This is a genomic window from Pseudomonas marginalis (genome assembly GCF_001645105.1).
GTDB lineage: Bacteria > Pseudomonadota > Gammaproteobacteria > Pseudomonadales > Pseudomonadaceae > Aquipseudomonas > Aquipseudomonas petroselini.
Genome location: NZ_LKEG01000049.1, coordinates 37846 through 62238 on the forward strand (window position 1 = coordinate 37846; position 24393 = coordinate 62238).

At 61.5% G+C, this 24393-nt stretch carries 22 protein-coding genes; 11 read left to right on the top strand and 11 right to left on the bottom strand.

All coding sequences use genetic code 11. From position 1 onward, the window contains the following. Positions 1-28 precede the first annotated feature (28 nt). From AO064_RS21440 to gap, 3 genes are all read right to left on the bottom strand, one after another. On the bottom strand, positions 29-997 hold the full coding sequence (locus AO064_RS21440) for a FecR family protein (RefSeq protein ID WP_064054594.1): 969 nt from the start codon (positions 995-997) through the stop codon (positions 29-31). A 74-nt stretch (positions 998-1071) separates the two neighbouring features. After that, the gene (locus tag AO064_RS21445; protein WP_064054595.1) at positions 1072-1590 is read right to left on the bottom strand and encodes an RNA polymerase sigma factor; all 519 of its coding nucleotides are present in this window, start codon (positions 1588-1590) and stop codon (positions 1072-1074) included. 138 nt (positions 1591-1728) lie between these two features. After that, a complete protein-coding gene (gap, locus tag AO064_RS21450) occupies positions 1729-2730 on the bottom strand; it encodes a type I glyceraldehyde-3-phosphate dehydrogenase (RefSeq protein WP_015885658.1) in 1002 nt (333 codons plus the stop codon). Between the two features lie 221 nt (positions 2731-2951). On the opposite strand from gap, the gene edd reads away from it, so the two are divergent. The 4 genes from edd (at position 2952) to AO064_RS21470 (ending at position 8052) form a co-directional block, all read left to right on the top strand. Then, positions 2952-4778 (top strand): phosphogluconate dehydratase, encoded by a 1827-nt coding sequence (edd, locus tag AO064_RS21455; protein WP_064054596.1) that lies wholly within the window; start codon positions 2952-2954, stop codon positions 4776-4778. Further along, the gene (locus tag AO064_RS21460; RefSeq protein WP_064054597.1) at positions 4775-5731 is read left to right on the top strand and encodes a glucokinase; all 957 of its coding nucleotides are present in this window, start codon (positions 4775-4777) and stop codon (positions 5729-5731) included. The genes edd and AO064_RS21460 overlap by 4 nt, the downstream gene beginning before the upstream one ends. An 85-nt stretch (positions 5732-5816) precedes the next feature. Continuing rightward, positions 5817-6593 carry a response regulator gene (locus tag AO064_RS21465; RefSeq protein WP_252121015.1) on the top strand — a complete coding sequence of 259 codons (777 nt, stop codon included), beginning with the start codon at positions 5817-5819 and terminating at the stop codon, positions 6591-6593. Between the two features lie 31 nt (positions 6594-6624). Beyond that, positions 6625-8052, top strand: coding sequence for an ATP-binding protein (locus AO064_RS21470; RefSeq protein ID WP_015885654.1), 1428 nt, complete (start codon positions 6625-6627; stop codon positions 8050-8052). A gap of 123 nt (positions 8053-8175) precedes the next feature. On the opposite strand, the gene AO064_RS21475 is transcribed toward AO064_RS21470, so the two are convergent. Next, positions 8176-9105 (bottom strand): AraC family transcriptional regulator, encoded by a 930-nt coding sequence (locus AO064_RS21475; RefSeq protein WP_015885653.1) that lies wholly within the window; start codon positions 9103-9105, stop codon positions 8176-8178. A gap of 328 nt (positions 9106-9433) precedes the next feature. Between AO064_RS21475 and AO064_RS21480 the strand changes: the two genes are divergently transcribed. After that, entirely contained in the window at positions 9434-9775 is a 342-nt protein-coding gene (locus AO064_RS21480) for an antibiotic biosynthesis monooxygenase family protein (protein WP_064054598.1), read from the top strand. 44 nt (positions 9776-9819) lie between these two features. Further along, on the top strand, positions 9820-10065 hold the full coding sequence (locus AO064_RS21485; protein ID WP_043205829.1) for a hypothetical protein: 246 nt from the start codon (positions 9820-9822) through the stop codon (positions 10063-10065). A 114-nt stretch (positions 10066-10179) separates the two neighbouring features. On the opposite strand, the gene AO064_RS21490 is transcribed toward AO064_RS21485, so the two are convergent. Further along, positions 10180-10812: a flavin reductase family protein gene (locus tag AO064_RS21490; RefSeq protein WP_015885650.1), complete on the bottom strand. Its 633-nt coding sequence runs from the start codon at positions 10810-10812 to the stop codon at positions 10180-10182. Positions 10813-10988: 176 nt separating this feature from the next. Between AO064_RS21490 and AO064_RS21495 the strand changes: the two genes are divergently transcribed. Beyond that, complete coding sequence (locus AO064_RS21495) at positions 10989-11744, top strand: COG4705 family protein (RefSeq protein ID WP_015885649.1); 756 nt, start codon at positions 10989-10991, stop codon at positions 11742-11744. Positions 11745-11805: 61 nt separating this feature from the next. Here AO064_RS21495 and AO064_RS21500 read toward each other — a convergent pair whose 3' ends face one another. The 4 genes from AO064_RS21500 to AO064_RS21515 form a co-directional block, all read right to left on the bottom strand. Then, on the bottom strand, positions 11806-13125 hold the full coding sequence (locus AO064_RS21500) for an MFS transporter (RefSeq protein ID WP_015885648.1): 1320 nt from the start codon (positions 13123-13125) through the stop codon (positions 11806-11808). 286 nt (positions 13126-13411) lie between these two features. Beyond that, positions 13412-14737, bottom strand: a complete 1326-nt coding sequence (locus AO064_RS21505) for a sigma-54-dependent transcriptional regulator (RefSeq protein WP_064054599.1) — start codon at positions 14735-14737, stop codon at positions 13412-13414. Next, a complete protein-coding gene (locus AO064_RS21510) occupies positions 14731-16497 on the bottom strand; it encodes a sensor histidine kinase (protein ID WP_064054600.1) in 1767 nt (588 codons plus the stop codon). The genes AO064_RS21505 and AO064_RS21510 overlap by 7 nt, the downstream gene beginning before the upstream one ends. A 268-nt stretch (positions 16498-16765) precedes the next feature. Beyond that, positions 16766-18289, bottom strand: a complete 1524-nt coding sequence (locus tag AO064_RS21515) for a fumarate hydratase (RefSeq protein WP_046035276.1) — start codon at positions 18287-18289, stop codon at positions 16766-16768. Positions 18290-18505: 216 nt separating this feature from the next. Between AO064_RS21515 and AO064_RS21520 the strand changes: the two genes are divergently transcribed. Beyond that, entirely contained in the window at positions 18506-19438 is a 933-nt protein-coding gene (locus AO064_RS21520) for an iron-sulfur-binding ferredoxin reductase (protein ID WP_064054601.1), read from the top strand. 30 nt (positions 19439-19468) lie between these two features. After that, the gene (locus tag AO064_RS21525; protein ID WP_064054602.1) at positions 19469-20218 is read left to right on the top strand and encodes an enoyl-CoA hydratase-related protein; all 750 of its coding nucleotides are present in this window, start codon (positions 19469-19471) and stop codon (positions 20216-20218) included. Positions 20219-20398: 180 nt separating this feature from the next. On the opposite strand, the gene pyk is transcribed toward AO064_RS21525, so the two are convergent. Beyond that, a complete protein-coding gene (pyk, locus tag AO064_RS21530; protein WP_015885642.1) occupies positions 20399-21850 on the bottom strand; it encodes a pyruvate kinase in 1452 nt (483 codons plus the stop codon). Positions 21851-22023: 173 nt separating this feature from the next. On the opposite strand from pyk, the gene AO064_RS21535 reads away from it, so the two are divergent. Both AO064_RS21535 and AO064_RS21540 read left to right on the top strand, forming a co-directional pair. Then, positions 22024-22398: a tol-pal system YbgF family protein gene (locus AO064_RS21535; RefSeq protein ID WP_015885641.1), complete on the top strand. Its 375-nt coding sequence runs from the start codon at positions 22024-22026 to the stop codon at positions 22396-22398. A 226-nt stretch (positions 22399-22624) separates the two neighbouring features. Further along, the gene (locus AO064_RS21540) at positions 22625-22984 is read left to right on the top strand and encodes a PilZ domain-containing protein (protein ID WP_015885640.1); all 360 of its coding nucleotides are present in this window, start codon (positions 22625-22627) and stop codon (positions 22982-22984) included. A 77-nt stretch (positions 22985-23061) separates the two neighbouring features. On the opposite strand, the gene AO064_RS21545 is transcribed toward AO064_RS21540, so the two are convergent. Continuing rightward, on the bottom strand, positions 23062-24393 hold the full coding sequence (locus tag AO064_RS21545; RefSeq protein WP_064054603.1) for a DUF58 domain-containing protein: 1332 nt from the start codon (positions 24391-24393) through the stop codon (positions 23062-23064).

Below are 24393 nucleotides of genomic sequence, written 5' to 3' on the forward strand. Positions count from 1 at the left end.
ACAGCTATCGAGTAAAAATAATTCTCATTTAGTTCAAGATCACCAGCGCCGGGTATTCCGACAGCTTGGCCGAGGTGATGTGCGCAAGCGAACGCACCACGTCCAGGGGCTGGTCGAGGCGGTAATTGCCGGTGACGGCGACGCTGGCGAGTTGGTCGTTGGTGTTGACGATCCAGCCGGGGTAATAGCGACGCAGCTCGGCGAGCACTTCGCTCATCGGGCAGTTTTCGAAGATCAGCCGGCCTTGCACCCAGGCCAAGTCCTTGTTGGCGTCCAGTTTGGCGGGTTGGCCAAAGCCCTTGGGCCCGATGCGGATACTTTCACCGGCGCTCAGGCGCACACGGGCATCGTCGAAGGTATTGCTCAGGTCCACATCGCCGCGCTGCACTTGCACCTGCGCTTCGCCATTGAGGTAGCGCACGGCGAAGGCGGTATCCCGCACGCTGGCGCGTACGGGGCCGGCGTCGATCTCCAGGGGCAGGCCATGGCTGGGCACGACGTCGAAAAACGCTTCGCCCTGGTACAGGCGGGCGATGCGCTGGTGGTCCTTGATGCGGCTGGAAAACGCCGAGTTGGTGTTGAGCAGCACTTTGGAGCCATCGTCCAATTGCAGGCGCTGGCGTTCGCCCACCACGGTGAGGTGGTCGGCTTGCAGGCGTATCGGCAGGTTGCTGAAGCTGAACAGGCCGATCAACAACACGGCGGCAGTGGCCAGCGGTTTCCAATGCGGCTTGACCCGGCGCCAGGCGCTGGGTTTGCGCGGCGCGGCCAGTGCGACAGCAGCGCTGTGGACCGGCGCGCCACCCCAGGCGGCTTGGGCCTTGCCGAACGCGTGGACATGCGCGGGGTCGCTGGCCAGCCAGGCTTCGAATTCAGCCTGCTGCCCGGGCAGCGGGCACTGCAGGGCGATCAGCCAGTCGAGGGCTTGGTCCATAGCCGTGTCTTGCAACACCTCATGAGCCAGCTCATGGGGGCGCAGTTTATTCGGGTCCGTCACGGTGTTCCTCGGGTCTTCGCCACGTTCTATTCAACTTTCCTACAGCTTGGGTCGACGTTTCTGTCGGGAGAAGCTTAAGGCCGATCCAGCCGTTCGGCCACACCTACACAGATGGCCATGATCAATTTCAGTTCCTTTTGCACGGTGCTCAAGGACACTTCCAACTGATCGGCGATCTCCTGGTAACTGCAACCGTGCAAGCGGCTGAGGATGAAAATCTGCTGTTGGCGAGCGCTCAACTGGCCGAGGCTGACGCTCAGGGCTTCAAGCATCTGCTCGGCCTGAGTGGCGTCTTCGGGGGTGCTGATGGGCGCGGCGACGCTTTGCAGGACGTCCAGCGGAACATCTTCCTGCAGCGTACGGGCCTGGATCCTACGCGCGCGCAGATGATCCAGCGCGAGGTTGCGCGCAGTTTGATAGACGAAGGGCTCAAGGTGATCGATCGGCCGCTCACTGAGGGCCCGGGTGACGCGCAGGTAGGTTTCCTGCAACAGGTCCTCGGCGGTGCTGTGGTTATTCACCATCCGCTGCAAGGTGCGAAGCAGAATCACCCGTTGGGTGATAAAGACGTGGTTGAAGCGAGATTGGCTCACAGTGATACCAGACCGGTTTGCAGTTAATGATAATGCTTATCATCAACTCAAATGGCAAGTGGCTATTGCTGTGAGCCTGTATCGATCAAATGTGGGAGGAGGCAAGCCCCCTCCCACACAAGCCCTGCACAACTCAAATTATTCCGCGTTGCACAGCGCCAGGCAGTTATCCAGCATACGGTTCGAGAAGCCCCACTCGTTGTCATACCAGGCCAGCACTTTCAGCAATTTGCCGCTGACTTTGGTGTGATTGGCATCGAAGATCGAGGACAGCGGGTTGTGGTTGAAGTCACTGGAAACCAGCGGCAGGGTGTTGTAGCCGAGGATCTTCGAGTGTTGGCTGGCTTCTTTCAGCAGCGCGTTGACTTCTTCGGCAGTGGCTTCTTTCTTCAACTGCACAGTGAGGTCCACCAGCGACACGTTGATCACCGGTACCCGCACGGCCATGCCGGTCAGCTTGCCCGCCAGTTCCGGCAGCACCAGGCCGACCGCTTCGGCGGCGCCGGTCTTGCTCGGGATCATGTTCTGGGTGGCCGAACGCGCACGGTACGGGTCGGTGTGGTAGACGTCGGTGAGGTTCTGGTCGTTGGTGTAGGCGTGAATCGTGGTCATCAAGCCGCTTTCGATGCCCAACTCGCGGTGCAGCACCTGGGCGACCGGCGCCAGGCAGTTGGTGGTGCACGAGGCGTTGGAGATGATCTGGTGCGATTGACGCAAAATGTCATGGTTGACGCCGTAGACCACCGTGGCGTCCGCGCCCTTGGCCGGTGCCGAGATGATCACCTTGCGTGCGCCGGCGGTAATATGGGCGGCAGCCTTGTCACGGTCGGTGAACAGGCCGGTGCATTCAAACACCACGTCGATCTTGTGCGCGGCCCACGGCAGGTCGGCCGGGTTGCGGATGGCACTCACGGCAATCCGGTCACCATTGACGGTCAGGCTTTCCTGATCGTGGGCGACCTCTGCTTCGAAAGTGCCATGTACGGTGTCGTATTTGAGGAGATGGGCATTGATCGAACTGTCGCCCAGATCATTGATGGCGACGATCTGCAAATCCTGGCGGTAGCCTTGGGTATACAGTGCGCGCAGGACATTACGGCCGATACGGCCAAAACCATTGATTGCGATACGAAGAGTCATTGGAAAGTGCCTGTCGTCGATTTGTTGTAAGAATTACAAGATTATTCGCATAAAAATAGAAAACAAGCCTTTTTAGTGGCAATATTTTGTTCAATCTACAACGAGTGACCTGAATCAACTGGTCCGATGATCCAAACGACTCCCTGCCATCCCATGCGCTGCGGGCGTTTGATCAGCATAGACACTCAGGTCGCCACATCCGTTAGCCTGGAGTTCTACACATGCATCCCCGCGTCCTTGAGGTCACCGAACGGCTTATCGCCCGCAGCCGCGCCACCCGCGAGGCTTACCTTGCGCTCATTCGCGGCGCAGCCAGCGACGGTCCGATGCGCGGCAAGCTGCAATGCGCCAACTTCGCCCATGGCGTGGCCGGTTGCGGCACCGAAGACAAAAACAGCCTGCGCATGATGAATGCCGCCAACGTGGCAATTGTTTCTTCATATAACGACATGCTCTCGGCGCACCAGCCGTACGAACATTTCCCGGAACAGATCAAGAGAGCCCTGCGCGAAGTCGGCTCGGTCGGCCAGTTCGCCGGCGGCACCCCGGCGATGTGCGACGGCGTGACCCAGGGCGAGCCTGGCATGGAGCTGAGCCTGCTCAGCCGCGAAGTGATTGCCATGTCCACGGCGGTAGCGCTGTCCCACAACATGTTCGACGCCGCGCTGATGCTGGGCATCTGCGACAAGATCGTCCCCGGCCTGATGATGGGGGCGCTGCGCTACGGCCACCTGCCGATGATCTTCGTACCGGGCGGGCCAATGCCGTCGGGTATTTCCAACAAACAGAAGGCCGACGTGCGCCAGCGCTACGCCGAAGGCAAGGCCACCCGTGAAGAGCTGCTGGAATCGGAGATGAAGTCCTACCACAGCCCCGGCACCTGCACCTTCTACGGCACTGCCAACACCAACCAGCTGTTGATGGAAGTGATGGGCCTGCACTTGCCGGGCGCCTCGTTCGTCAACCCGTACACACCGCTGCGTGATGCGCTGACCCGCGAAGCCGCACACCAGGTCACGCGCCTGACCAAGGCCAACGGCAACTTCACGCCGATCGGCGAGATCGTCGACGAGAAATCCATCGTCAACTCGATCATCGCGCTCAATGCCACCGGCGGGTCCACCAACCACACCCTGCACATGCCGGCCATCGCGATGTCGGCGGGCATCATCCTTACCTGGGACGACATGGCCGACCTCTCCGAGGTGGTGCCGACCCTGTCCCACGTGTATCCAAACGGCAAGGCCGACATCAACCACTTCCAGGCGGCGGGCGGCATGTCGTTCCTGATCCGCGAATTGCTCGAAGCCGGCCTGCTCCATGAAGACGTCAACACCGTGGCCGGCAAGGGCCTGAGCCGTTACACCCAGGAACCGTTCCTGGTCGACGGCGAGCTGATCTGGCGCGACGGCCCCATCGAAAGCCTCGACGAAACCATCCTGCGCCCCGTGGCCCGTGCGTTCTCGCCCGAAGGCGGCTTGCGCGTGATGGAGGGCAACCTTGGCCGTGGCGTGATGAAAGTCTCGGCCGTGGCACCGGAGCACCAGATCGTCGAAGCCCCGGCCGTGGTGTTCCAGGACCAGCAGGACCTGGCCGACGCCTTCAAGGCCGGGCAACTGGAAAAAGACTTTGTCGCGGTCATGCGCTTCCAGGGCCCACGGTCCAACGGCATGCCCGAATTGCACAAGATGACGCCGTTCCTCGGCGTGCTGCAGGACCGCGGCTTCAAGGTCGCGCTGGTAACAGACGGGCGGATGTCTGGCGCGTCGGGTAAGATCCCCGCCGCGATTCACGTCAACCCCGAAGCCCAGAGCGGCGGGCCACTGGCGCGGGTGCGCGATGGCGATATCATTCGCGTGGATGGCGTGAAGGGCACCTTGGAGCTTAAGGTGGACGCCGAAGAGTTTGCAGCGCGCGCGCCTGCCACGGGCCTGTTGGGCAATAACGTGGGGGCCGGTCGCGAGCTGTTTGCATTTATGCGCATGGCCGCAAGCTCCGCAGAGCAGGGCGCCAGCGCCTTTACCTCTGCCTTGGAGACGCTTAAGTGAAGTTAGCGCTGGTCGGTGACATCGGGGGCACCAATGCCCGTTTTGCGTTGTGGCGGGATCAGGAACTGCATTCGATCCGTGTGCATGCCACGGCGGATCACACGAGTCCTGAAGAGGCGATCAAGGTCTACCTCAACGAGGAAGGCCTGGAAATCGGGGACATCGGCGCGGTGTGCCTGTCAGTCGCCGGGCCAGTGAGCGGGGATGAATTTAAATTCACCAACAATCACTGGCGCCTGAGCAAGACTGCCTTCTGCAAAACCCTGCAAGTGGATGAACTGCTGCTGGTCAATGACTTCTCGGCCATGGCCCTGGGCATGACCCGTCTCAAGCCCGACGAATTCCGCGTGGTCTGCGCAGGCACGCCGGAGCCGTTGCGCCCGGCGGTGGTGATCGGCCCGGGCACCGGCCTGGGTGTCGGTACGTTGCTGGACCTCGGCGCTGGCCGCTTTGCGGCGTTGCCGGGGGAGGGCGGGCATGTCGATTTGCCGCTCAGCAGCCCACGGGAAACCCAGTTGTGGCAGCACATCTACAGCGAGATCGGCCACGTCAGTGCGGAAGCCGCGTTGAGCGGTGCCGGGTTGCCGCGTCTGTACCGGGCGATTTGTGCGGTTGATGGCCACGCACCGGTCCTGGAAACGCCCGAGGCCATCACGGCCGCCGGCCTGGCCGGTGACCCGGTGGCGATGGAAGTATTGGACCAGTTCAGCATCTGGCTGGGCCGCGTCGCAGGCAACAATGTGCTGACCACCGGTGGACGCGCAGGTGTGTATATCGTGGGCGGGGTGATACCGAGGTTTGCCGACTTCTTTATCCACAGTGGCTTTGCCAAGAGCTTCAGTGACAAAGGCTGCATGAGCGACTACTTCAAGGGCATTCCGGTGTGGTTGGTGACGGCGCCGTATTCCGGGTTGACCGGGGCGGGTGTGGCGCTCGAACAGGCTTTTGCATAGGCAGTGATGGCCCTGTCGGGGGCAAGCCCCGTCCCACATTTTGATGTGTGAATACATTCAAAGTGTGGGAGGGGGCTTGCCCTCGATGAGGCCATCAAGTACACCTCATAACAACAAGGAGGACCCCGTGAGTGTAATCAGTAAATCGATTCTCCTCGTCGACGACGACCAGGAAATCCGCGAATTGCTGCAGACCTACCTCAGTCGCGCCGGCTTCCAGGTGCGTGGCGTGCCGGATGGCGCGGGGTTCCGCCAGGCGATGAACGAGGCGCCCTGCGACCTGGTCATCCTTGATGTGATGTTGCCAGACGAAGACGGTTTCAGCCTCTGCCGCTGGATCCGCCAGCACCCGCGCCAGGCGCAGGTGCCGATCATCATGCTCACCGCCAGTTCCGACGAGGCCGACCGCGTGATCGGCCTGGAGCTGGGCGCCGATGACTACATCGGCAAGCCTTTCAGCCCCCGCGAGCTGCAGGCGCGGATCAAGGCCTTGTTGCGCCGTTGCCAGTTCGGCCAGGAGCGCAGCAGTGGCGGCGATGTGCTGGTGTTTGATGAGTGGCGCCTGGATATGATCAGCCACCGCCTGTTCCACGTGGATGGCGAAGAGGTGATCCTCTCCGGCGCCGACTTTGCCCTGCTCAAATTATTTCTCGACCACCCGCAACAGATCCTCGACCGCGACACCATCGGCAACGCCACCCGTGGCCGCGACCTGATGCCGCTGGACCGTATCGTCGACATGGCCGTCAGCCGCCTGCGCCAACGCCTGCGCGATACCGAAAAACCGCCGAGGCTGATCCGTACGGTGCGCGGCAGTGGGTATCAACTGGCAGCCAGCGTGGTTGCCGGCAATGCCCACTGAACCATTGACCGAGCGCCGTCGGCGCTTCCCGGTGCCGCGCTCGCTGTTGGGGCGCATGCTGCTGCTGACGCTGCTGGCCGTGTTGTTTGCCCAGGCGCTGTCCAGTGTGATCTGGGTGTCGCAGTTGCGTGCCACCCAGCTCGAAGGGCTGGTCACCAGCGCCCGCAGCCTGGCGCATTCGATGACCGCCAGCGTGAGTTACTTCCGTTCGTTGCCGGTGGCGTATCGGCCGTTGGTGCTGGACCAATTGCGCAGCATGGGCGGCACGCGTTTTGTGGTGACCCTCAATGATCGTCCGCTGGACATGGCCATCCTGCCGCAGACCCCGCGTAAACAGGCGGTGCTCGAGGCGGTGGACGAGGTGTTGAAACAAACCCTCGGCGCCGATGTGCACATGTCGGTGGAGTTCGTCAGCGCCGAAGACCTGCGTATCTTCAACGCCGGCCTGAAACTCGATGAACTGCCGCGCTCCTGGGCGCACTACGCCCTGACCCTGGAACCGGTGAACCCGCCGGTGCTGGTCACCCAGATCCAACTCGCCCAGGGCGAATGGCTGTACATCGCCTCGCTGTTGCCCGAGCCCTACACCAGCCTTGAAGAACAAGGCCTGCCGTCCCAGCAAGTGTGGTTTATCGTGCTGACCAGCGGTTTCCTGCTGCTGTTTATCGGGTTGCTGGTGCACTGGCAGAGCCGGCCGCTCAAGCGCCTGGCGCGGGCGGCGCGGGACATGTCCCTGGGGGCCGATGTTGAGCCGGTGGCCGAAGGCGGCGGCAGCGAAGTGGTGGAAGTAGGGCGTGCGTTCAATGCGATGCGCGAGCGCATCAGCCGCTACCTGACCGAACGCAGCCAATTGTTCAGTGCGATCTCCCACGACTTGCGCACGCCGATCACCCGCCTGCGCCTGCGCGTGGAATTGCTTGAAGACGAAAACCTGCAAGCCAAGTTTGGCCGCGACCTGGATGAGTTGGAGTTGCTGGTGAAGGGCGCGCTGCAATGTGTGAAAGACACCGATATCCACGAAAACATCGAGCCGGTCGACCTCAACCACGTGCTCGACTGCCTGGTGGAGCCGTATCTGGCGCCTAACGGAAATGGCCGCGTGACTCAACATGGCCGCGCCCTGACCACTTATCCGGGCAAGCCGCTGGCGCTCAAGCGTTGCATCGGCAACTTGATCGACAACGCCTTGAAGTACGGGCAGAACGCGCATTTGCACATCGAGGACGATGGCGCGGAGTTCATCCTGCACGTGGATGACGAAGGCCCCGGCGTGCCGGAGCAGCGGTTGGAGCAGGTGTTCGAACCGCACTTCCGCCTGGCCGGGCAGCAGCAGGGTTACGGCTTGGGCTTGGGGATTGCGCGCAATATTGCGCATAGCCATGGCGGCGAAGTGAGTTTGCAGAATCTGCGCGAGGGTGGGTTGCGGGTCACCCTGCAACTACCGCGCGGCTTAGACTGAACACAAGCGGTCAACGTGTGGGAGGGGGCTTGCCCCCGATGACAGTGTGTCAGTCAGCTTAGTCTGTATCTGACCCACCGCAATCGGGGGCAAGCCCCCTCCCACATTTTGATCTTCATTGGTTCAGATGCTCTGGCGCAACCGCGCCAGGTCACGCAATGGCGGCGCACCAAAAAGCCGGCTGTACTCGCGGCTGAACTGCGACGGGCTTTCATACCCCACGCGATACCCCGCCGCCGACGCTTCCAACCCTTCGGCAATCATCAATCGCCGGGCCTCCTGCAAGCGCAGTTGCTTCTGATATTGCAGCGGACTCATGGCGGTGATTGCTTTGAAGCGGTGGTGCAAGGTCGAGACGCTCAGGTTCACTTCCTTGGCCAGGTCATCGATGCGCAGCGGTTGTTCGTAGTTGCCATTCAACCACTTGATCGCCTGGCTGACGCGATGGCTCTGACTGTTGGCCACGGCAATTTCATACAGCCGATAACCCTGCGGGCCCCGCAGCAGGCGATAGAGAATTTCCCGGTTGATCAATGGCGCGAGCATCGCGATATCTTTGGGCGTATCGAGCAGGCGCGCCAGGCGCAGCACGGCGTCGAGCAATTGGGTGTCGATACGGTCCACGTACATGCCACGGGAGGTTGGACGCGTCGGCACGCCCATCGGGCCGGCTTCGGCAATCAAGGCGGTGAGCTGGGCCGGGTCGATGTTGATGCGTACTGACAGGTTCGGGTCTTGCGGGGTGGCATCAATGATCCGCCCGGCCACCGGCATGGCCACCGAAAAGACTAAATAGTTGAGCGGGTCGTAGGCGAAGATTTCGTCAGCCAGGCGCACTTCCTTGCTGCCGCTGGCCAGAATGCACAGGGCCGGCTCGACCAGCACCGGCATGAAGTCGCGCGGCGTGTTGTGGCGGTTCAGGTACAGCGTCGTGATGGCCGTGCCGTAGGAGCCTTCTTCCCAGGTATGCCGGTGCACGATACTGGCCAGCTCGGCGCGCTGTTTTTCCATCTCGGCATCGAGGGGGATGGATTTGGATTCGGGCGACGGCATGGGGCGTCCTCTACAGGCTGCGGTGATGGGGGCAAGCTTAGCGGCGACGGTTCAAACAGTGTTACGTCGATTCTGCACAATCCTTGCCTGATCCTGCGCCATATCGTGAATCAGGCAAGCAGCTGGCCTGTCATCTCCCTGAAACACGGCGTTTGCCCGTGGAATAAAGCCCTGGGCCGAACGTCCTCTCTACGCTTCTCGCAGGATTGTGCAATAAGCCGGCAGGAATCGACTAACCGCGTGCTCACCCGCGCCGTTATCTTTGATCCTGTGGCAACACACCCTCACAGTGCTTGCCGAGCATCACTTCTCAACGGGAGAGTCGAACATGTCCACCCCCATTCCCGCGAGCCATATGGCCTTTATCCGCGCCCGCACCGGGTGCAGCACCGAACTCGGTGCACGCTTGAGCAGTTTGATCGAACCCGGCCGCCAGGCTCAGGGTTGCCTGCAATTCTCGTTGCAGCATTCCCAGGTCGACCCTGATGTCTGGCTGATCTCCGGTTTCTGGAGCAGCGAGCAGGCGATGAGCGCCTACTTCGACTCTCCGGCCCTGATGATCTTTACCGAGCTGTTGAACGACATGGTCGTGCGCAGCATGGACTTCCAGACCTTCACCGATGCATCCGCCGCGAATGCCTACGGCGAGTACCTGCAACTCGCCGGCTGATCAGGTTTAGAATGGCCGACTTTCCATTGGCCAGGACCTGCAACATGGCACGTAAACAATTTGCCCACCACGAAGCCGTATCCGCCGTAGTACCGGGTGAAGGTGGCTACAGCGCCGCCGTCGCCGTCAAGGCACTGGATGGCATGGGCGCACCGAAGTTTCACAAGATCCTTGATGGACAGACGTTCAAGACCGCTTCTGACGCCGACGATGCAGCGACGGTGCAATTGGAGCGATTGGTCGATGTGGACGAAGACGGTCAACTGACCTGGGCAGCCGCCGCAAACTAAACCACACGTGGGAGGGGGCTTGCTCCCGATAGCGGTGTATCAGCTAAAGGTTTGCTGATTGACCCCCTGCTATCGGGAGCAAGCCCCCTCCCACAGTGTTGACGGCATTTTCAGTCAGGGTTTGGTGGCACCTGGCCGGTACATCTTGAACAGCGCCTCCGGCCCCAACTGGAAGTAATCCGCCGGGCCACCACCGCGCAAAATCGGCTCGGCGGCGGCGGTGTCGTAGACCCCATCCTTGAGCAGCCACTTGGCGATGTGCACCGCGACCACCTCGCCCAGCACCAGCCAACTCGGCACCAACGCTTTGTCCGCACGTTGCAACTGGATGATCTGCGTCACCTTGCACTCGAAAGACACCGGGCTCTCGCCCACCCGTGGCACGCCAACGATCTTGGAAGCCACCGGCGTCAGGCCGGACAACTCGAACTCGTTGACCTCGGGGGAAACGGCGGCGCAACTCTGGTTCATCTGCTCGGCCAGCGGGCGGGTCGCCAGGTTCCACACAAACTCGCCGGTCTGTTCGATGTTGTTCAGGCTGTCTTTGCGCCCGACACTGGAAAACCCGATGATCGGCGGAATGTAGTTGAACGCATTGAAGAAGCTGTAGGGCGCCAGGTTCAGGCGGCCTTCACTGTCGTGTGACGAAATCCAGCCGATCGGCCGTGGCCCGACGATGGCATTGAACGGGTCATGGGGCAGGCCGTGGCCGTTGGCGGGTTCGTAGAAGTGGATATCGTCGGACATGGCCGGGTTCCTGCTGTTGGCTTCGTTGAGGTGGCCATACTGCAACCCAAGGCGGCTAATTTCCATCGGCGATATGGAATTTTCATTCCTCGCCCACCTATTTTTCACAGTTCCCCGTTCAGTCTGCGCCCAAGGTCGACACCCCCATAAGACTGAACCTTGGAGCCTTCTACCGCATGAACAAACTTCCTCAGATCACCCTCGCGTTCTGGGTCATGAAAATCTGCGCAACCACCCTAGGCGAAACCGCCGGGGATTTGCTGTCGATGACGCTGAATGTCGGTTATGCCATCAGCTCAATGATCCTGATCAGCGTGTTCCTGGTCACCTTGGTGACGCAACTCTGGTCCAAAACCTACAACCCCGTGCTCTACTGGATCGTGATCCTGTCCACCAGCACCGCCGGCACTACGATGTCGGACTTCATGGACCGCACCCTCGGCCTGGGCTACGCCACGGGGTCGATGATCCTGATTGTGATCCTGATGATCATCTTTGCCGTGTGGCACCTCAGTGGTGACTCGCTGAACGTGAACAAGGTGCAGACCTTCCGAGGTGAGTTGTTCTACTGGATGGCGATCCTGTTCTCCAACACCTTGGGCACGGCCTTGGGCGATTTCCTCGCGGACGATTCGGGGCTTGGTTTTGGCGGTGGCGCCTTGTTGATCGGCTCGACCATCGCCGCGGTGGTGGCGCTCAAGTACTTCACCCGGATCTCGTCGGTGCTGTTGTTCTGGGTGGCGTTTGTGTTGACGCGGCCATTCGGCGCAACACTGGGGGACTTTCTCACCAAGCCCCATGAAAAGGGCGGATTGGACTTTGGCACGGTGGGGTCGTCGGCGGTGTTGGCGGGTGTGTTGCTGGTGATGATTGTGGCTGCATCGTATGCGCAGCGGCGGTATGGGCAGCGTGAGGTTGCGGAACTGTCCTGATCTCACAAAAAAGGGCTGTGTCATCTGCTGACACAGCCCTTTTTGCAGGACTGGCGAAGCGTTAGTCAGTGGTGATACGTGAATGCTTGCGCGTGTCCTTCATGGTCACGTAGACCACCAGCGACACCGCGATGCATGCGGTCACATACCAGTAGTAGCCGGTCTCCATGCCGATGCTCTTGAACCACAGCGCGATGTATTCAGCGGTACCGCCGAAGATCGACACCGTCAGCGCATATGGCAGGCCCACGCCCAGGGCGCGGATTTCGGTCGGGAACAGTTCGGCTTTCACCACGGCGTTGATCGAGGTGTAGCCGCTGACGATGATCAGCGCAGCCATGATCAGGAAGAACGCGCCCCACCAGGACTGGATGGTGTGCAGGGTGGTGAGGATCGGCACGGTGAACAGCGTGCCGAGGATACCGAAGGCGATCAGGATCGGCCGACGGCCTACCTTGTCCGACAGCCCACCGACGATCGGTTGCAGGCACATGAACAGGAACAGCGTCGCCGCCGAGATGGTGGTGGAGTCGGAAATGCTCATGCCGACGGTGTTCACCAGGTATTTCTGCATGTAGGTGGTGTAGGTGTAGAACGCCAGCGTACCGCCCATGGTCAGGCCGACCACGGTCAGCAGTTCCTTGGGGTGGCGCATCAAGGTGCGCATGGCGCTTTCCTTGGCTTTTTCCTTTTTGGTGAACGACTCGGTTTCTTCCATGCCGCGACGCAGGTACAGCGCGACCACCGCACACAGGGCGCCAATGGCGAACGGGATACGCCAGCCCCAGGCATACAGTTGCTCGGTGGTCAGCACTTGTTGCAGCACGATCAGTACTGCCAGGGCGATGAGCTGGCCGGAGATCAGGGTCACGTACTGGAAGCTGGAGTAGAAACCGCGACGTTCCTTGGTCGCCATCTCGCTGAGGTAAGTGGCGGAGGTGCCGTATTCGCCGCCGACCGACAGGCCCTGCAGCAAACGGGCAAATACCAGCAGGATCGGCGCACCGATACCGATGATTTCATAGCCAGGGCTCAGGGCAATCAGCAGCGAGCCGAAGCACATCAGGTAGACCGAGGCCATCAAGGCCTTTTTACGTCCGACTTTGTCGGCATACAGGCCCATCAGCCAGCCACCGATCGGGCGCATCAGGAAGCCCACGGCGAAGATCGCGGCGGTGTTGAGCAGTTGGGCGGTGGTGTCGCCTTTCGGGAAGAAGGCTTTGGCGAAGTACAGCGAGAAAGCGGCGTAGACGTACCAGTCGTACCACTCGACCATGTTGCCGACCGATCCGCTGAAGATCGATTTGATCCGGCTGGACGTGGTGCGCTCTTTCGCCGGCGCAGCCGCCGACCCCAGAGGCAGGGAGTTGGAGTTATCCATTGAAGGATCCTTCATCTAGTTGTTTTTATGGAGCGTGCTTGAGCACTGCCTGGCTGGGGCTATAGCAGGAGCTGTGCCAGGTGGGTGAAGGCCCGGAATAGAAGGGTTACAAGATTTTATTGAGCGGAAAGTTGCTGATGATTTTAAGGGGGTGAGCGGAAATCCGCTTATGGCTGCTGTCCTCATCGGGGGCAAGCCCCCTCCCACATTTTGATTTGTGAACACGCTCAAGTGTGGGAGGGGGCTTGCCCCCGATAGCGGCCTGCCAGTCAACACAACGATTGGCCTAGAGAAACATCTCCCGCACCAACCCATGCCGCTGCATCTTTTCATTGAAGGTGCGCCGCGGCAGTTGCAACTCCGCCAGCACCGCCTTGATATCGCCTTTATGCCGGGTCAACGCGGCCTTCAAGCAATGAGCTTCGAACGCCTCCTGCTGCGCCGCCAGGGATTGCCCGGCCTCGACGCCTTCCGGTTCCGGGTCGCCAAGCCCCAGCACCTGGCGCTCGGCGACGTTAGCCAGCTCACGCACATTGCCCGGCCAGTCGTGACTGAGCAGGCGTCCCAGTTGCGCGCCACTCAGCGGTTCGACGGTGCGGCCCAGGCGATCGGCGGCACTGTGGGTGAAGTGGTCGAACAGCAACGGGATATCCTCGCGGCGCTCACGCAAAGGCGGCAGGCGCAATTGCGCGACGTTCAAGCGGTAGGCCAAGTCTTCGCGAAAGCGCCCGGCGCGGGCCTCTTCCAGCAGGTCCGGCTTGGTGGCGGCGATGATGCGCAGGTCCACGTGAATACTGTGGTTGGAGCCCAGCCGCTCCAGCTTCTGCTCCTGCAGCACGCGCAGCAGTTTCACCTGCTGGGCCAGCGGCATGCTTTCGATTTCATCGAGGAACAGCGTGCCACCGTGGGCGTACTCCAGCTTGCCGATGCGCTTGCTCTGTGCGCCGGTGAACGCGCCGCTTTCGTGACCGAACAGTTCGGCCTCGAACAATTGCTCGGGAATCGCGGCGCAATTGAGTGCCACAAACGGCTTTTTCGCGCGCGGGCCAAAATCATGCAGGCAGCGGGCGACCAGCTCCTTGCCGCTGCCGGTCTCTCCACGGATCAGCACGTTGACCGGCAGGCTCGCCAGGTCCAGCACTTGGCGGCGCAAGGTTTGCAAACCCCGGGACACGCCCAGCAGCGTCGATTCCAACTGCGCCCGATGATCGGCCTGTTGATGCAGGCGTCGGTTTTCGAGAATCAAGCCACGCTTGTCCAAGGCACGGCGCAGGCTGTTGAGCAAGGCATCGGGGCTGAAGGGTTTTTCCAGGAAGTCGTAGGCACCGTCGCGCATGGCCTCAACGGCCATCGGCACATCGCCGTGGCCGGTGAGCAGGATGACCGGCAAATCCGCGTCGCGGCGCTGCACCTCGGCCAACAGTTCCAGGCCGCTGAGGCCGGGCATGCGCACGTCGCTCAGGATCACCCCAGGGAAGTCCTTGGGCAGTCGCGCCAGGCATTCGTCGGCGCGGCTGAACAATTGCACCTCAAACCCCGACAGGCTCAACCATTGCTCGACGGCTGTGCGAATACTGGCTTCGTCATCGACCACAATCACCGCGTTCAGCATGGTTCGGGCGTCTCCAGCGCGATAGGCAAGGTCAGGGTGAATACCGCGCCGTCGCCCCGGTTGCCGGCGCTCAGGCGTCCGCCCAGTTCGTGCACGATAGCGTAGGACACCGCCAACCCCAAGCCGAGCCCGTCACCGACGGGCTTGGTGGTGAAGAACGGGTCGAACACACTGTTCAGGTGGTCGTCGGCAATCCCGCCGCCGGAGTCGCTGACGGTCAGCTGCCACAGCTGTTGATCGGCCTGCAGGCGGATTTCCAGGCGTTTGCGCGGCTTATCGGCCATGGCGTCCAAGGCGTTGCGCAGCAGGTTGATCAGCACCTGCTCCAGGCGAATCGCATCGCCGCGGACCCAGGCGGGGCGGGTCAGGTCCAGCACTACGCCGATGGCTTCATCGCGCAGGCGTGCATCCAGAAGATGCAGGGACTGGTCCACCACCGTGGCCAAGTCCAGGCGTTCACGCAGGCCACTCGGGCTTTTGCGCGCGAAGGTCTTGAGGTGACCGGTGAGCGCGGCCATGCGCGTGAGCATGTCGTCCAGCGGGGTGAGCGCCTTGTAGGCGTCGTCGACGCGGCCGTGATCGAGCAGTAGGCGCAACGTTGCCAACTGCATGCGCTGGGCCGTCAGTGGCTGATTGATTTCGTGGGCGAGGGCGGCGGACATCTGCCCCAGCGCTGCCAACTTGGCCGATTGCACCAGGCCATCTTGGGCGGTACGCAGCGCCTGGGTGCGTTCTTCCACCAGTTGTTCAAGCTCCTCGCGACTGCGCTGGCGCAAACGGGCCAGGCGCCAGCGTTGGGTCAGGAACAGCACCAGGAACACCAGCGCCAGCCAGGAACCGGCGGCGGCCAGCCCGGCGTTGCGTTGATCCTCGAAGGCGAACTGGGGCTTGCGCAGCAGGTGCAGGGTCCAGCCTTCGGCTTTCAGCGGCAAGGACTCCCAGATGTAGTTGGCGCTGCCCTCCGGGCCGTTAACGCGCATCAAATGGCTGTTTTCGCCAAAGCGCTGCAGTGACTGGGCATCCAGCGGCAGCAGTTGTTTTTTGTCGTATTGGCGGGTGGCCTTGAGTTCGGCAAGGTCGCTGGCCGACAGCGGCCGCAGGTTGCGATAACGCCAGCCGGGTTGATTGGCGATAAACACGATGCCACGCGCATCACTGACCAGCAGTAAGTCATTGCCTTGGGCCCACTCGCGCTCAAGCTCGGGGAACTCCAGCTTGACCACCATGGCGCCGAGGAACTGCTCGTGTTCATCCAGCACCGCGCTGGAGAGGAAGTAACCGGGGATCCCGGTGGTTACGCCCACCGCATAAAAGCGCCCGGTGCCCTGGCTCAATGTCTGGCTGAAGTATGGTCGGAACGCGTAGTTATGCCCCACGTAACTGCTGGGCAGGTTCCAGTTGCTGGCGGCCACGGCCAGGCCGGTGCGGTCCATCAACTCCAGCGTGGAAGACTGCGCAGCCCCGTTGATGCGTTCGAGCTTGCGGTTGAGCAGGTCCTGGGTGGAGGGATCCAGCGGGCTCTTCAAGGCGTTGATCATCTCCGAGTCCAGCGCCAGCACGGCGGGCAGGGCGCGGTAGCGTTCGATCAGGGTGTGCAGCGAGTTGGCATACAACGCAAGCTGCTGATTGGCGCGGGCGGCATCGTCCACCAGGGCCTGGCGTTCGGCATGGCGCGTGGCCAAGGCGGCAGCCAGCACGGCACCGGCGATGATCAGCAGCGAGTAGAACGTCAGGCGCAGGGGGCGAGGGATCACGATCATACGGTGATGGGCAGGCGCAGAAAGGGGAGTGCACCATAGCATGCACGACGTTATCGTTGTGGCGAGCGGGGTTGTGTAGTGAGCGGGCTTGCCCCGCGCTGGGTGGCGAAGCCGCCTTAAAACCTGACACCGCGTTCTGTTTGGCAAAATGATGGGGCGGCTTCGCCACCCAGCGCGGGGCAAGCCCGCTCACTACAGAGAAACCAGCAGGCAATAAAAAGGCGACTAGGGCCAAGGCCGCAGTCGCCTATCCTTGCAGGGGAAATGCTTACTGCACTTCTACCGCCAGGCTGTCACTGATCTTTTTCTGCCAGATGGCAGGACCGGTGATGTGGACGGATTCGCCCTTGCTGTCCACCGCCACGGTGACCGGCATGTCTTTCACATCGAACTCGTAGATCGCTTCCATGCCCAGTTCGGCGAAGGCGACAACGCGCGACTTCTTGATGGCTTGCGCCACCAGGTAAGCGGCACCACCGACGGCCATCAGGTACACGGCTTTGTGGTCCTTGATCGCTTCGATGGCGGTCGGACCGCGCTCGGATTTGCCGATCATGCCCAACAGGCCGGTCTGCTCGAGGATCTGACGGGTGAACTTGTCCATCCGCGTCGCGGTGGTCGGGCCCGCGGGGCCAACCACTTCTTCGCGCACCGGATCAACCGGGCCGACGTAGTAGATGAAGCGGCCCTTGAGGTCCACCGGCAGGCTTTCGCCCTTGTTCAGCATCTCGACCATGCGCTTGTGCGCGGCGTCGCGACCGGTGAGCATCTTGCCGTTGAGCAACACGGTTTCGCCCGGCTTCCAGCTCTGCACTTCTTCCGGGGTGAGGGTGTCGAGGTTGACGCGGCGGGCCGAAGGGCCGGCTTCCCAGACGATTTCCGGGTAGGCGTCCAGCGGTGGCGCTTCCAGCGACGCCGGGCCCGAGCCGTCGAGCACAAAGTGCGCGTGACGGGTGGCGGCGCAGTTGGGGATCATGCACACCGGCAGCGAGGCGGCGTGGGTCGGGTAGTCCATGATCTTCACGTCGAGCACGGTGGTCAGGCCACCCAGGCCCTGGGCGCCGATGCCCAGTTGGTTGACCTTCTCGAACAGCTCCAGGCGCATCTCTTCGATACGGTTCTGCGGGCCGCGCTTTTTCAGCTCGTGGATGTCGATGGACTCCATCAACACTTCCTTGGCCATCACCGCGGCTTTCTCGGCGGTGCCGCCGATGCCGATGCCGAGCATGCCCGGAGGGCACCAGCCGGCGCCCATGGTCGGAACGGTCTTGAGCACCCAGTCAACGATCGAGTCGGACGGGTTGAGCATGGCCATTTTCGACTTGTTTTCGGAACCGCCGCCCTTGGCCGCCACGTCCACTTCCACGGTATTACCCGGGACGATGGAGTAGTGGATGACCGCTGGGGTGTTGTCCTTGGTGTTTTTACGCGCGCCTGCCGGGTCGGCGAGGATGGAGGCACGCAGGACGTTTTCCGGCAGGTTGTAGGCGCGACGCACGCCTTCGTTGATCATGTCGTCCAGGCCCATGGTGGCGCCATCCCAACGCACGTCCATGCCCACGCGCACGAACACGGTAACGATACCGGTGTCCTGGCAGATCGGGCGATGGCCGGTGGCGCACATGCGCGAGTTGATCAGGATCTGGGCGATGGAATCACGCGCCGCTGGCGATTCTTCGCGCAGGTAGGCTTCGTGCATGGCCTGGATGAAATCAACGGGGTGGTAGTAGGAAATGAATTGCAGGGCGTCGGCAACGCTCTGAATCAGGTCGTCTTGCTTGATCACGGTCATGAGTCGCGCTCCTCTATAAGGGAACATTCAATAAAGGTGAGCCCAGTGTTGCATCGGTCGGCTGAGCTCACCTTTCCAAGGCACGCCAAAGTGGTGCAGGCGCGACGCTAAAAAGGCGCGGCAGTATAACCCGGCGCGGTGGCCGATACACCCGACTATGGTCAAACTGTCGCAGGCATGATTCCCTGTGCGCGCCCTTTGTGATTGAGTCCTTATATGCCTGAACTGTACGTCGGCGAACGCCATTGGTCGGTAACGGCCGGCAGTAATCTGCTGGATGCCTTGAACCAGGCGGGTGTGGCCGTGCCTTACAGTTGCCGCGCCGGCAGTTGCCATGCATGCCTGGTGCGGTGCCAGGGCGAGGTCGAAGATAAGCAGCCCGAGGCCTTGAGCGCGGCGCAACGCCAGGATGGTTGGCGCTTGGCGTGCCAGTGCCAGGTCCGTGGGGATCTGCGTGTCGAAACGTTTGACCCGCTGCGTGACGGTTTGCCGGCCGAGGTGGTGGGGATCGAGTGGTTGAACTCGACGGTATTGCGCCTGCGCCTGCAACCGGCGCGCAGTCTGCGCTACCGGGCCGGGCAGCACCTGGTGCTGTGGGCGGGGTCGGTGGCGCGCCCGTATTCCCTGGCGAGCTTGCCCCAGGAGGATGCCTTTCTGGAGTTTCATATCGATTGCCGTCAACCGGGCGAATTCAGCGATGCGGCGCGGGCGCTGTCGGTGGGTGACCGATTGCGTTTGGGCGAATTGCGCGGTGGCGCACTGCAATATGATCCTGACTGGCAATCCCGGCCGTTGTGGCTGCTGGCATCCGGTACCGGGTTGGGGCCGTTGTGGGGCGTGTTGCGTGAAGCGCTGCGCCAGGATCATCAGGGGGCCATCCGTGTGATTCACCTGGCCCATGATGCCGATGGCCATTATCTGGCCGAACCCTTGGCGGCGCTGGCCGCGCAGTACCCCAACCTGTCGGTGGAGCTATGGACGGCGGCCGAGTCGGCCCAGGCATTGGCGCAACTGCGGCTTGTTTCGCGGCAAACTCTGGCCTTACTCTGCGGGCACCCTGCCAGCGTGGAAGCGTTTTCCAAGCGTTTGTTCCTGGCGGGACTGCCGCGCAATCAACTGCTGGCCGATGTGTTCCTGCCCCGTGGTTGAGCGCTGAACTCTACAGTCGCGAGATTGACCATGACTGACGCCATCCAACAGCGGCGCGAACGTGGGCTGCTGACCCTGCAGCTCAATCGCCCCGACAAAAAGAACGCCCTGACCCGCGCCATGTACACACAACTGGCCGAGGCGTTGGAGCAGGCCGATGCGGACGGGGAGATTCGCTGCGTACTGATCCAGGGCAGCAGTGAGTGCTTCACTGCAGGCAACGACATTAGCGATTTTCTCGACCATCCGCCCAGCGATCTTGATGCCCCGCCGTTCCACTTCATGAAGAGCCTGCTCAACTGTCGAAAACCAGTGATTGCTGCGGTGGCGGGTGCGGCGGTGGGCATCGGCACGACCCTGTTGCTGCATTGCGACCTGGTGTATGTCAGCCACGATGCGCGGTTGCGCATGCCGTTCGTCAATTTGGGACTGTGTCCCGAATTTGGCTCGAGTTTGATCCTGCCGCGCTTGTTGGGGCATGCCAAGGCGGCTGAGTTGCTATTGCTGGGTGAGGGGTTCACCGGTGAACAGGCGGCTGCCTGGGGCATTGCCACCGAGGCGTTGGGCAGTGGTGAGGCGGCGCTGGCCAAGGCGCGGGAAGTGGCCGAGCGTTTTGAAACCCTGGCGCCGGGGGCGGTGCAGGTGACCAAGCAGTTGATGAAAAGCGTGGACCGCGAACAGTTGCGGCAGGTGATCGAGGAGGAGGGGGCATTGTTTACCCAGCGGTTGAGGTCGCCTGAGGCGATTGCGGCGTTGTCGGGGTTTATCAGCAGTCGCTGAAGGTAAGTCGATTGGTCTGGCCTCATCGCGGGCAAGCCCGGCTCCCACAGTTGACCGCGTTCCAATGTGGGAGCCGGGCTTGCCCGCGATGAGGCCCTGAGAGCCAGCAGGTCACTCTGATCTGAAATGCAAAAAGCCCCGCCATTCACAGGGCGGGGCTTTTGTTTTTCAGCGTGTCACTCAGACCATTGGGTCGCCAACGTGCAGAATCTTCATGCCGTTGGTACCGCCGATGGTGTGGTAGCTGTCGCCCTTGGTCAGGATGACCCAGTCGCCTTTCTCTACAACGCCACGCTTGATCAGCTCATCAATGGCAGCCTGGCTGACTTCGTGCGGCGGCAACGAGGCCGGGTCGAACGGGACGGTGTACACGCCACGGAACATGGCCGCGCGGGCCTGGGTTTCGCGGTGCGGGGAGAACGCGTAGATCGGCACCGACGAACGGATGCGCGACATGATCAATGGCGTGTAGCCACTTTCGGTCAACGCAATGATCGCCTTCACACCTGGGAAGTGGTTGGCGGTGTACATGGCCGCCAGGGCGATACTCTGGTCGCAGCTTTCGAACTCTTTGCCGATACGGTGGCTGGAGGTCTTGCTGGTCGGGTGCTTTTCAGCGCCGATGCAGATACGCGCCATGGCTTGCACGGCTTCCAGCGGATACGGGCCGGCGGCACTTTCAGCCGAGAGCATCACGGCGTCGGTGTAGTCGAGCACGGCGTTGGCCACGTCGGACACTTCGGCGCGGGTCGGCATCGGGTTCTGGATCATCGACTCCATCATCTGGGTCGCCACGATCACCGCTTTGTTGTGGCGGCGTGCGTGCAGGATGATCTTCTTCTGGATACCGATCAGCTCGGCATCACCGATTTCCACGCCGAGGTCGCCACGGGCAACCATCACCGCGTCGGAAGCCTTGATCAGGCCGTCGAGGGTTTCGTCGTCGGCCACGGCTTCGGCGCGTTCGATCTTCGCGACCAGCCAGGCGGTGCCGCCGGCTTCGTCGCGCAGTTTACGGGCGTATTCCATGTCGGCGGCGTCGCGCGGGAAGGACACGGCGAGGTAGTCCACTTCCATTTCGGCGGCGAGCTTGATGTCAGCCTTGTCTTTTTCCGTCAATGCCGGCGCCGTCAGGCCGCCGCCACGACGGTTGATGCCTTTGTGGTCGGACAGTGGGCCGCCGATGGTCACGGTGCAGATCAGCTCGGTGCCGGTGGCGGTGTCGACGCGCATGACCACGCGGCCATCGTCCAGCAGCAACTCGTCACCGACGCCGCAGTCCTTGACCAGGTCCGGGTAGTCGATACCCACGACGTGCTGGTTGCCCTCGGTCAGCGGGTGGCTGGTGGAAAAGGTGAAGGTGTCACCGATTTTCAGCTCGATCCGCTTGTTGGCGAATTTGGCGATACGGATCTTCGGGCCTTGCAGGTCACCCAGCAGGGCCACGAAGCGGCCGTGCTTGGCAGCCAGTTCACGCACCAGCTTGGCGCGAGCCTTGTGCTCGTCCGGGGTGCCGTGGGAGAAGTTCAGACGGGCAACGTCCAAACCAGCCAGAATCAGCTGTTCGAGGACTTCCGGCGAGTTGCTGGCCGGGCCAAGGGTGGCGACGATTTTGGTACGACGGACGGACATGCACAGACTCCTGAGTTCAAGCGCTGAGGAAGGCTACTATGCTCTTTCGTTGTAGTCATTGTTCGTTTGCACTACTTATCGATGATTGACTTGTTTTCGCTGCGGTGGAATACGAACATCCTTGAAGATTTTCGACGAGGGGTCGATACACTGCACAAGACAGGAGAACCCTCATGCGAATTTTGCTCATTGCTGCCCTGGCCGTCAGTGTTGTCGGCTGCACCCGTTGGTCGATGGACCACCATTTGAACAACGCCTACCGCGCCTACAAGGTCGGTGATTGTGAGCGTGTCACCCTGGAGTTGTCCCAGGTCGACCGCGAAAGTCGCACCCGACGTTATGTGCAGCCAGAGGTTTCGATGTTGCGCGGGCAATGCCTGGAGCGGCAAAAGCTGTTCGTCGATGCGGTGCAGACCTACCAATTCATCATCAATCAGTACCCCTCGAGTGAGTACGCCTATCGTGCGCGTGCGCGGCTCGACACCCTGCAACAACTGGGGCATTACCCTGGCGCAAGCGTCGCTCGGCCGCGTCCAGCTTCGTTATGATGATATTCGTCATTTCATAACTGGCCCGTTGCCAGTCTTGGGCTATCCTTTAGATGTTCGTTTGTACAAGTTTCAAGCGCAAACGGATGTGGGGCCCGGACTCGGCCGCTGTTTAGCGGCAAAATATTGCCTGTTATCACACCGAGATCCAGGGAGAGCGGGCGTTTTGGCCTGTTCCGAATCACTGGCACGGCCGCAGTAATGGCCATTGGATGGCGATCTCACCATGTTTACCGACCGACGGATCGAGCGGCATCAGCTACCTTATTTTCTGCAAGTGTTTAACCGCCTCACCGATAAGCCCATCGGTTTTCTAGGCAATGTCTCGGAAGACGGACTGATGTTAATCAGCCAATTGCCCATGATGGTCGACGTGGATTTCGAGCTGCGCCTGAAAATTCCCGGTGCTGACGGCACCTTCCATCCGATTGATCTCACGGCAACCTGTTTGTGGAGCCACGAAGATATCAACCCGCAGCATTATGATTCCGGATTCAGCGTGCTCAAGGCCTCCGAGGAATATGGGCAGTTGATCAGCGTCTTATTGCACTACTTCAGTTTTGATCCCTTACAGGCGTCGGCCTGAATCACAGCGCCTGGTCGACCCGTTCCGGGGTAGTGCAGCCCCTGTTGTGGCCGTGCGCTGTTTAAAGGGGGCTTTTGTCAGAAAGCCCCGGCTTTCTTCCAGCCCAGGTAACGTGTCACCAGGGCCGGTCCCAGTTCAGACGGCAAGGTGTCCAATACGGATAACCCTTGGGCGCCGAGGCGGTCGTGCAGCTCATCGCGGGTATTGAGGTAGTCGATGGTGCCGCTGTAGGCCAAGGCTTCGGACAAGGTTTGCACGGGAGCCTGGCGCAATTGATCGAGCACTTCCTCGCGTAAACTGGCCACCATCACCCTATGCTGTCGGCTGATGCGCTTGACGGCCGTCAGCAGCGCCTCATCGTCCTCATCCCGCAGGTTAGTCACCACGACCACCAATGCACGGCGCTTTTGCCGAGCCAGCAGTTGGCTGGCCGCAGCCTGATAATCGGCAGTCCGTCGAGTGGTGTCCAGGTCGTATACCGCGTTGAGCAACAGGTTCAACTGGCTACTGCCCTTCACTGGCGCGAGGTAGCGCGGCTGGTCACTGGCAAAGGTGCACAGTCCCACCGCATCACCCTCACGCAAGGCGACGTAGCTGAGCAACAGGCAGGCATTGAGGGCATGGTCAAAATGCGACAGCTCGTCATCCTGGCTGCGCATGCGTCGGCCACAATCAAGCATGAACACGATCTGTTGGTCGCGTTCATCCTGGTATTCACGGGCGATGGGGGTGCGCTGCCGCGCGGTGGCCTTCCAGTCGATTTGCCGCAGGCTGTCGCCGTCGCGAAACTCGCGCAACTGATGAAAGTCCAGCCCCAACCCTCGGCGTTGACGTTGACGCACACCCAGTTGGCTCAGCCAGTTGTCCACGCCCAGCAGCTGTGCGCCGTAGAGTCGGGCGAAATCCGGGTAGACGCGGGTGGCATCGCTCACCTCGATAAAGCGCCGCGCTGACCACAGCCCCATTGGGCTGGGCAGCAGAATTTCACAGCGGCTGAAACTGAAGTGTCCCCGCCGCAGTGGGCGCAGACGATAACCCAGCTCACTGCGTTCACCGGGGCGCAGGGTTATGGACTGGGGCATGTTTTCCACGGTCAACCCGTCGGGGACATGATCGAATACCTGCACTGTCAGCGGCTGTGGGAAGTCATGCTCCAAGGCCAGGCGTACCTCGCCCCACCGTCCAAGTGCCAGGCTTGTGGGCATCTGTCGGTGTACGCGGGGAGATGGGCGACGACGCAGGCGCATCGCATCCAGCATGGCCAGCAGCAACAGCGCCAGGAGCAATCCCCACGTCACGGAGTGCAAGGTGTCGGGCACTTTGAACTGCAATGCTGCTGCAGTGCCCAGCAGGATGCCCAGGCCCAGCAATACGCCGAGCCAGTTCAACAGCAGACGGGTCGGTTTCAT

Excerpts from the sequence above, each read along its gene's own strand:
- gap (WP_015885658.1), bottom strand. The coding sequence starts at position 2,730 with ATGACTCTTCGTATCGCAATCAATGGTTTTGGCCGTATCGGCCGTAAT.
- edd (WP_064054596.1), top strand. The coding sequence starts at position 2,952 with ATGCATCCCCGCGTCCTTGAGGTCACCGAACGGCTTATCGCCCGCAGC.
- AO064_RS21465 (WP_252121015.1), top strand. The coding sequence starts at position 5,817 with ATGAGGCCATCAAGTACACCTCATAACAACAAGGAGGACCCCGTGAGT.
- AO064_RS21475 (WP_015885653.1), bottom strand. The coding sequence starts at position 9,105 with ATGCCGTCGCCCGAATCCAAATCCATCCCCCTCGATGCCGAGATGGAA.
- AO064_RS21480 (WP_064054598.1), top strand. The coding sequence starts at position 9,434 with ATGTCCACCCCCATTCCCGCGAGCCATATGGCCTTTATCCGCGCCCGC.
- AO064_RS21485 (WP_043205829.1), top strand. The coding sequence starts at position 9,820 with ATGGCACGTAAACAATTTGCCCACCACGAAGCCGTATCCGCCGTAGTA.
- AO064_RS21490 (WP_015885650.1), bottom strand. The coding sequence starts at position 10,812 with ATGTCCGACGATATCCACTTCTACGAACCCGCCAACGGCCACGGCCTG.
- AO064_RS21495 (WP_015885649.1), top strand. The coding sequence starts at position 10,989 with ATGAACAAACTTCCTCAGATCACCCTCGCGTTCTGGGTCATGAAAATC.
- AO064_RS21500 (WP_015885648.1), bottom strand. The coding sequence starts at position 13,125 with ATGGATAACTCCAACTCCCTGCCTCTGGGGTCGGCGGCTGCGCCGGCG.
- AO064_RS21505 (WP_064054599.1), bottom strand. The coding sequence starts at position 14,737 with ATGCTGAACGCGGTGATTGTGGTCGATGACGAAGCCAGTATTCGCACA.
- AO064_RS21510 (WP_064054600.1), bottom strand. The coding sequence starts at position 16,497 with ATGATCGTGATCCCTCGCCCCCTGCGCCTGACGTTCTACTCGCTGCTG.
- AO064_RS21515 (WP_046035276.1), bottom strand. The coding sequence starts at position 18,289 with ATGACCGTGATCAAGCAAGACGACCTGATTCAGAGCGTTGCCGACGCC.
- AO064_RS21520 (WP_064054601.1), top strand. The coding sequence starts at position 18,506 with ATGCCTGAACTGTACGTCGGCGAACGCCATTGGTCGGTAACGGCCGGC.
- AO064_RS21525 (WP_064054602.1), top strand. The coding sequence starts at position 19,469 with ATGACTGACGCCATCCAACAGCGGCGCGAACGTGGGCTGCTGACCCTG.
- pyk (WP_015885642.1), bottom strand. The coding sequence starts at position 21,850 with ATGTCCGTCCGTCGTACCAAAATCGTCGCCACCCTTGGCCCGGCCAGC.
- AO064_RS21535 (WP_015885641.1), top strand. The coding sequence starts at position 22,024 with ATGCGAATTTTGCTCATTGCTGCCCTGGCCGTCAGTGTTGTCGGCTGC.
- AO064_RS21540 (WP_015885640.1), top strand. The coding sequence starts at position 22,625 with ATGTTTACCGACCGACGGATCGAGCGGCATCAGCTACCTTATTTTCTG.
- AO064_RS21545 (WP_064054603.1), bottom strand. The coding sequence starts at position 24,393 with ATGAAACCGACCCGTCTGCTGTTGAACTGGCTCGGCGTATTGCTGGGC.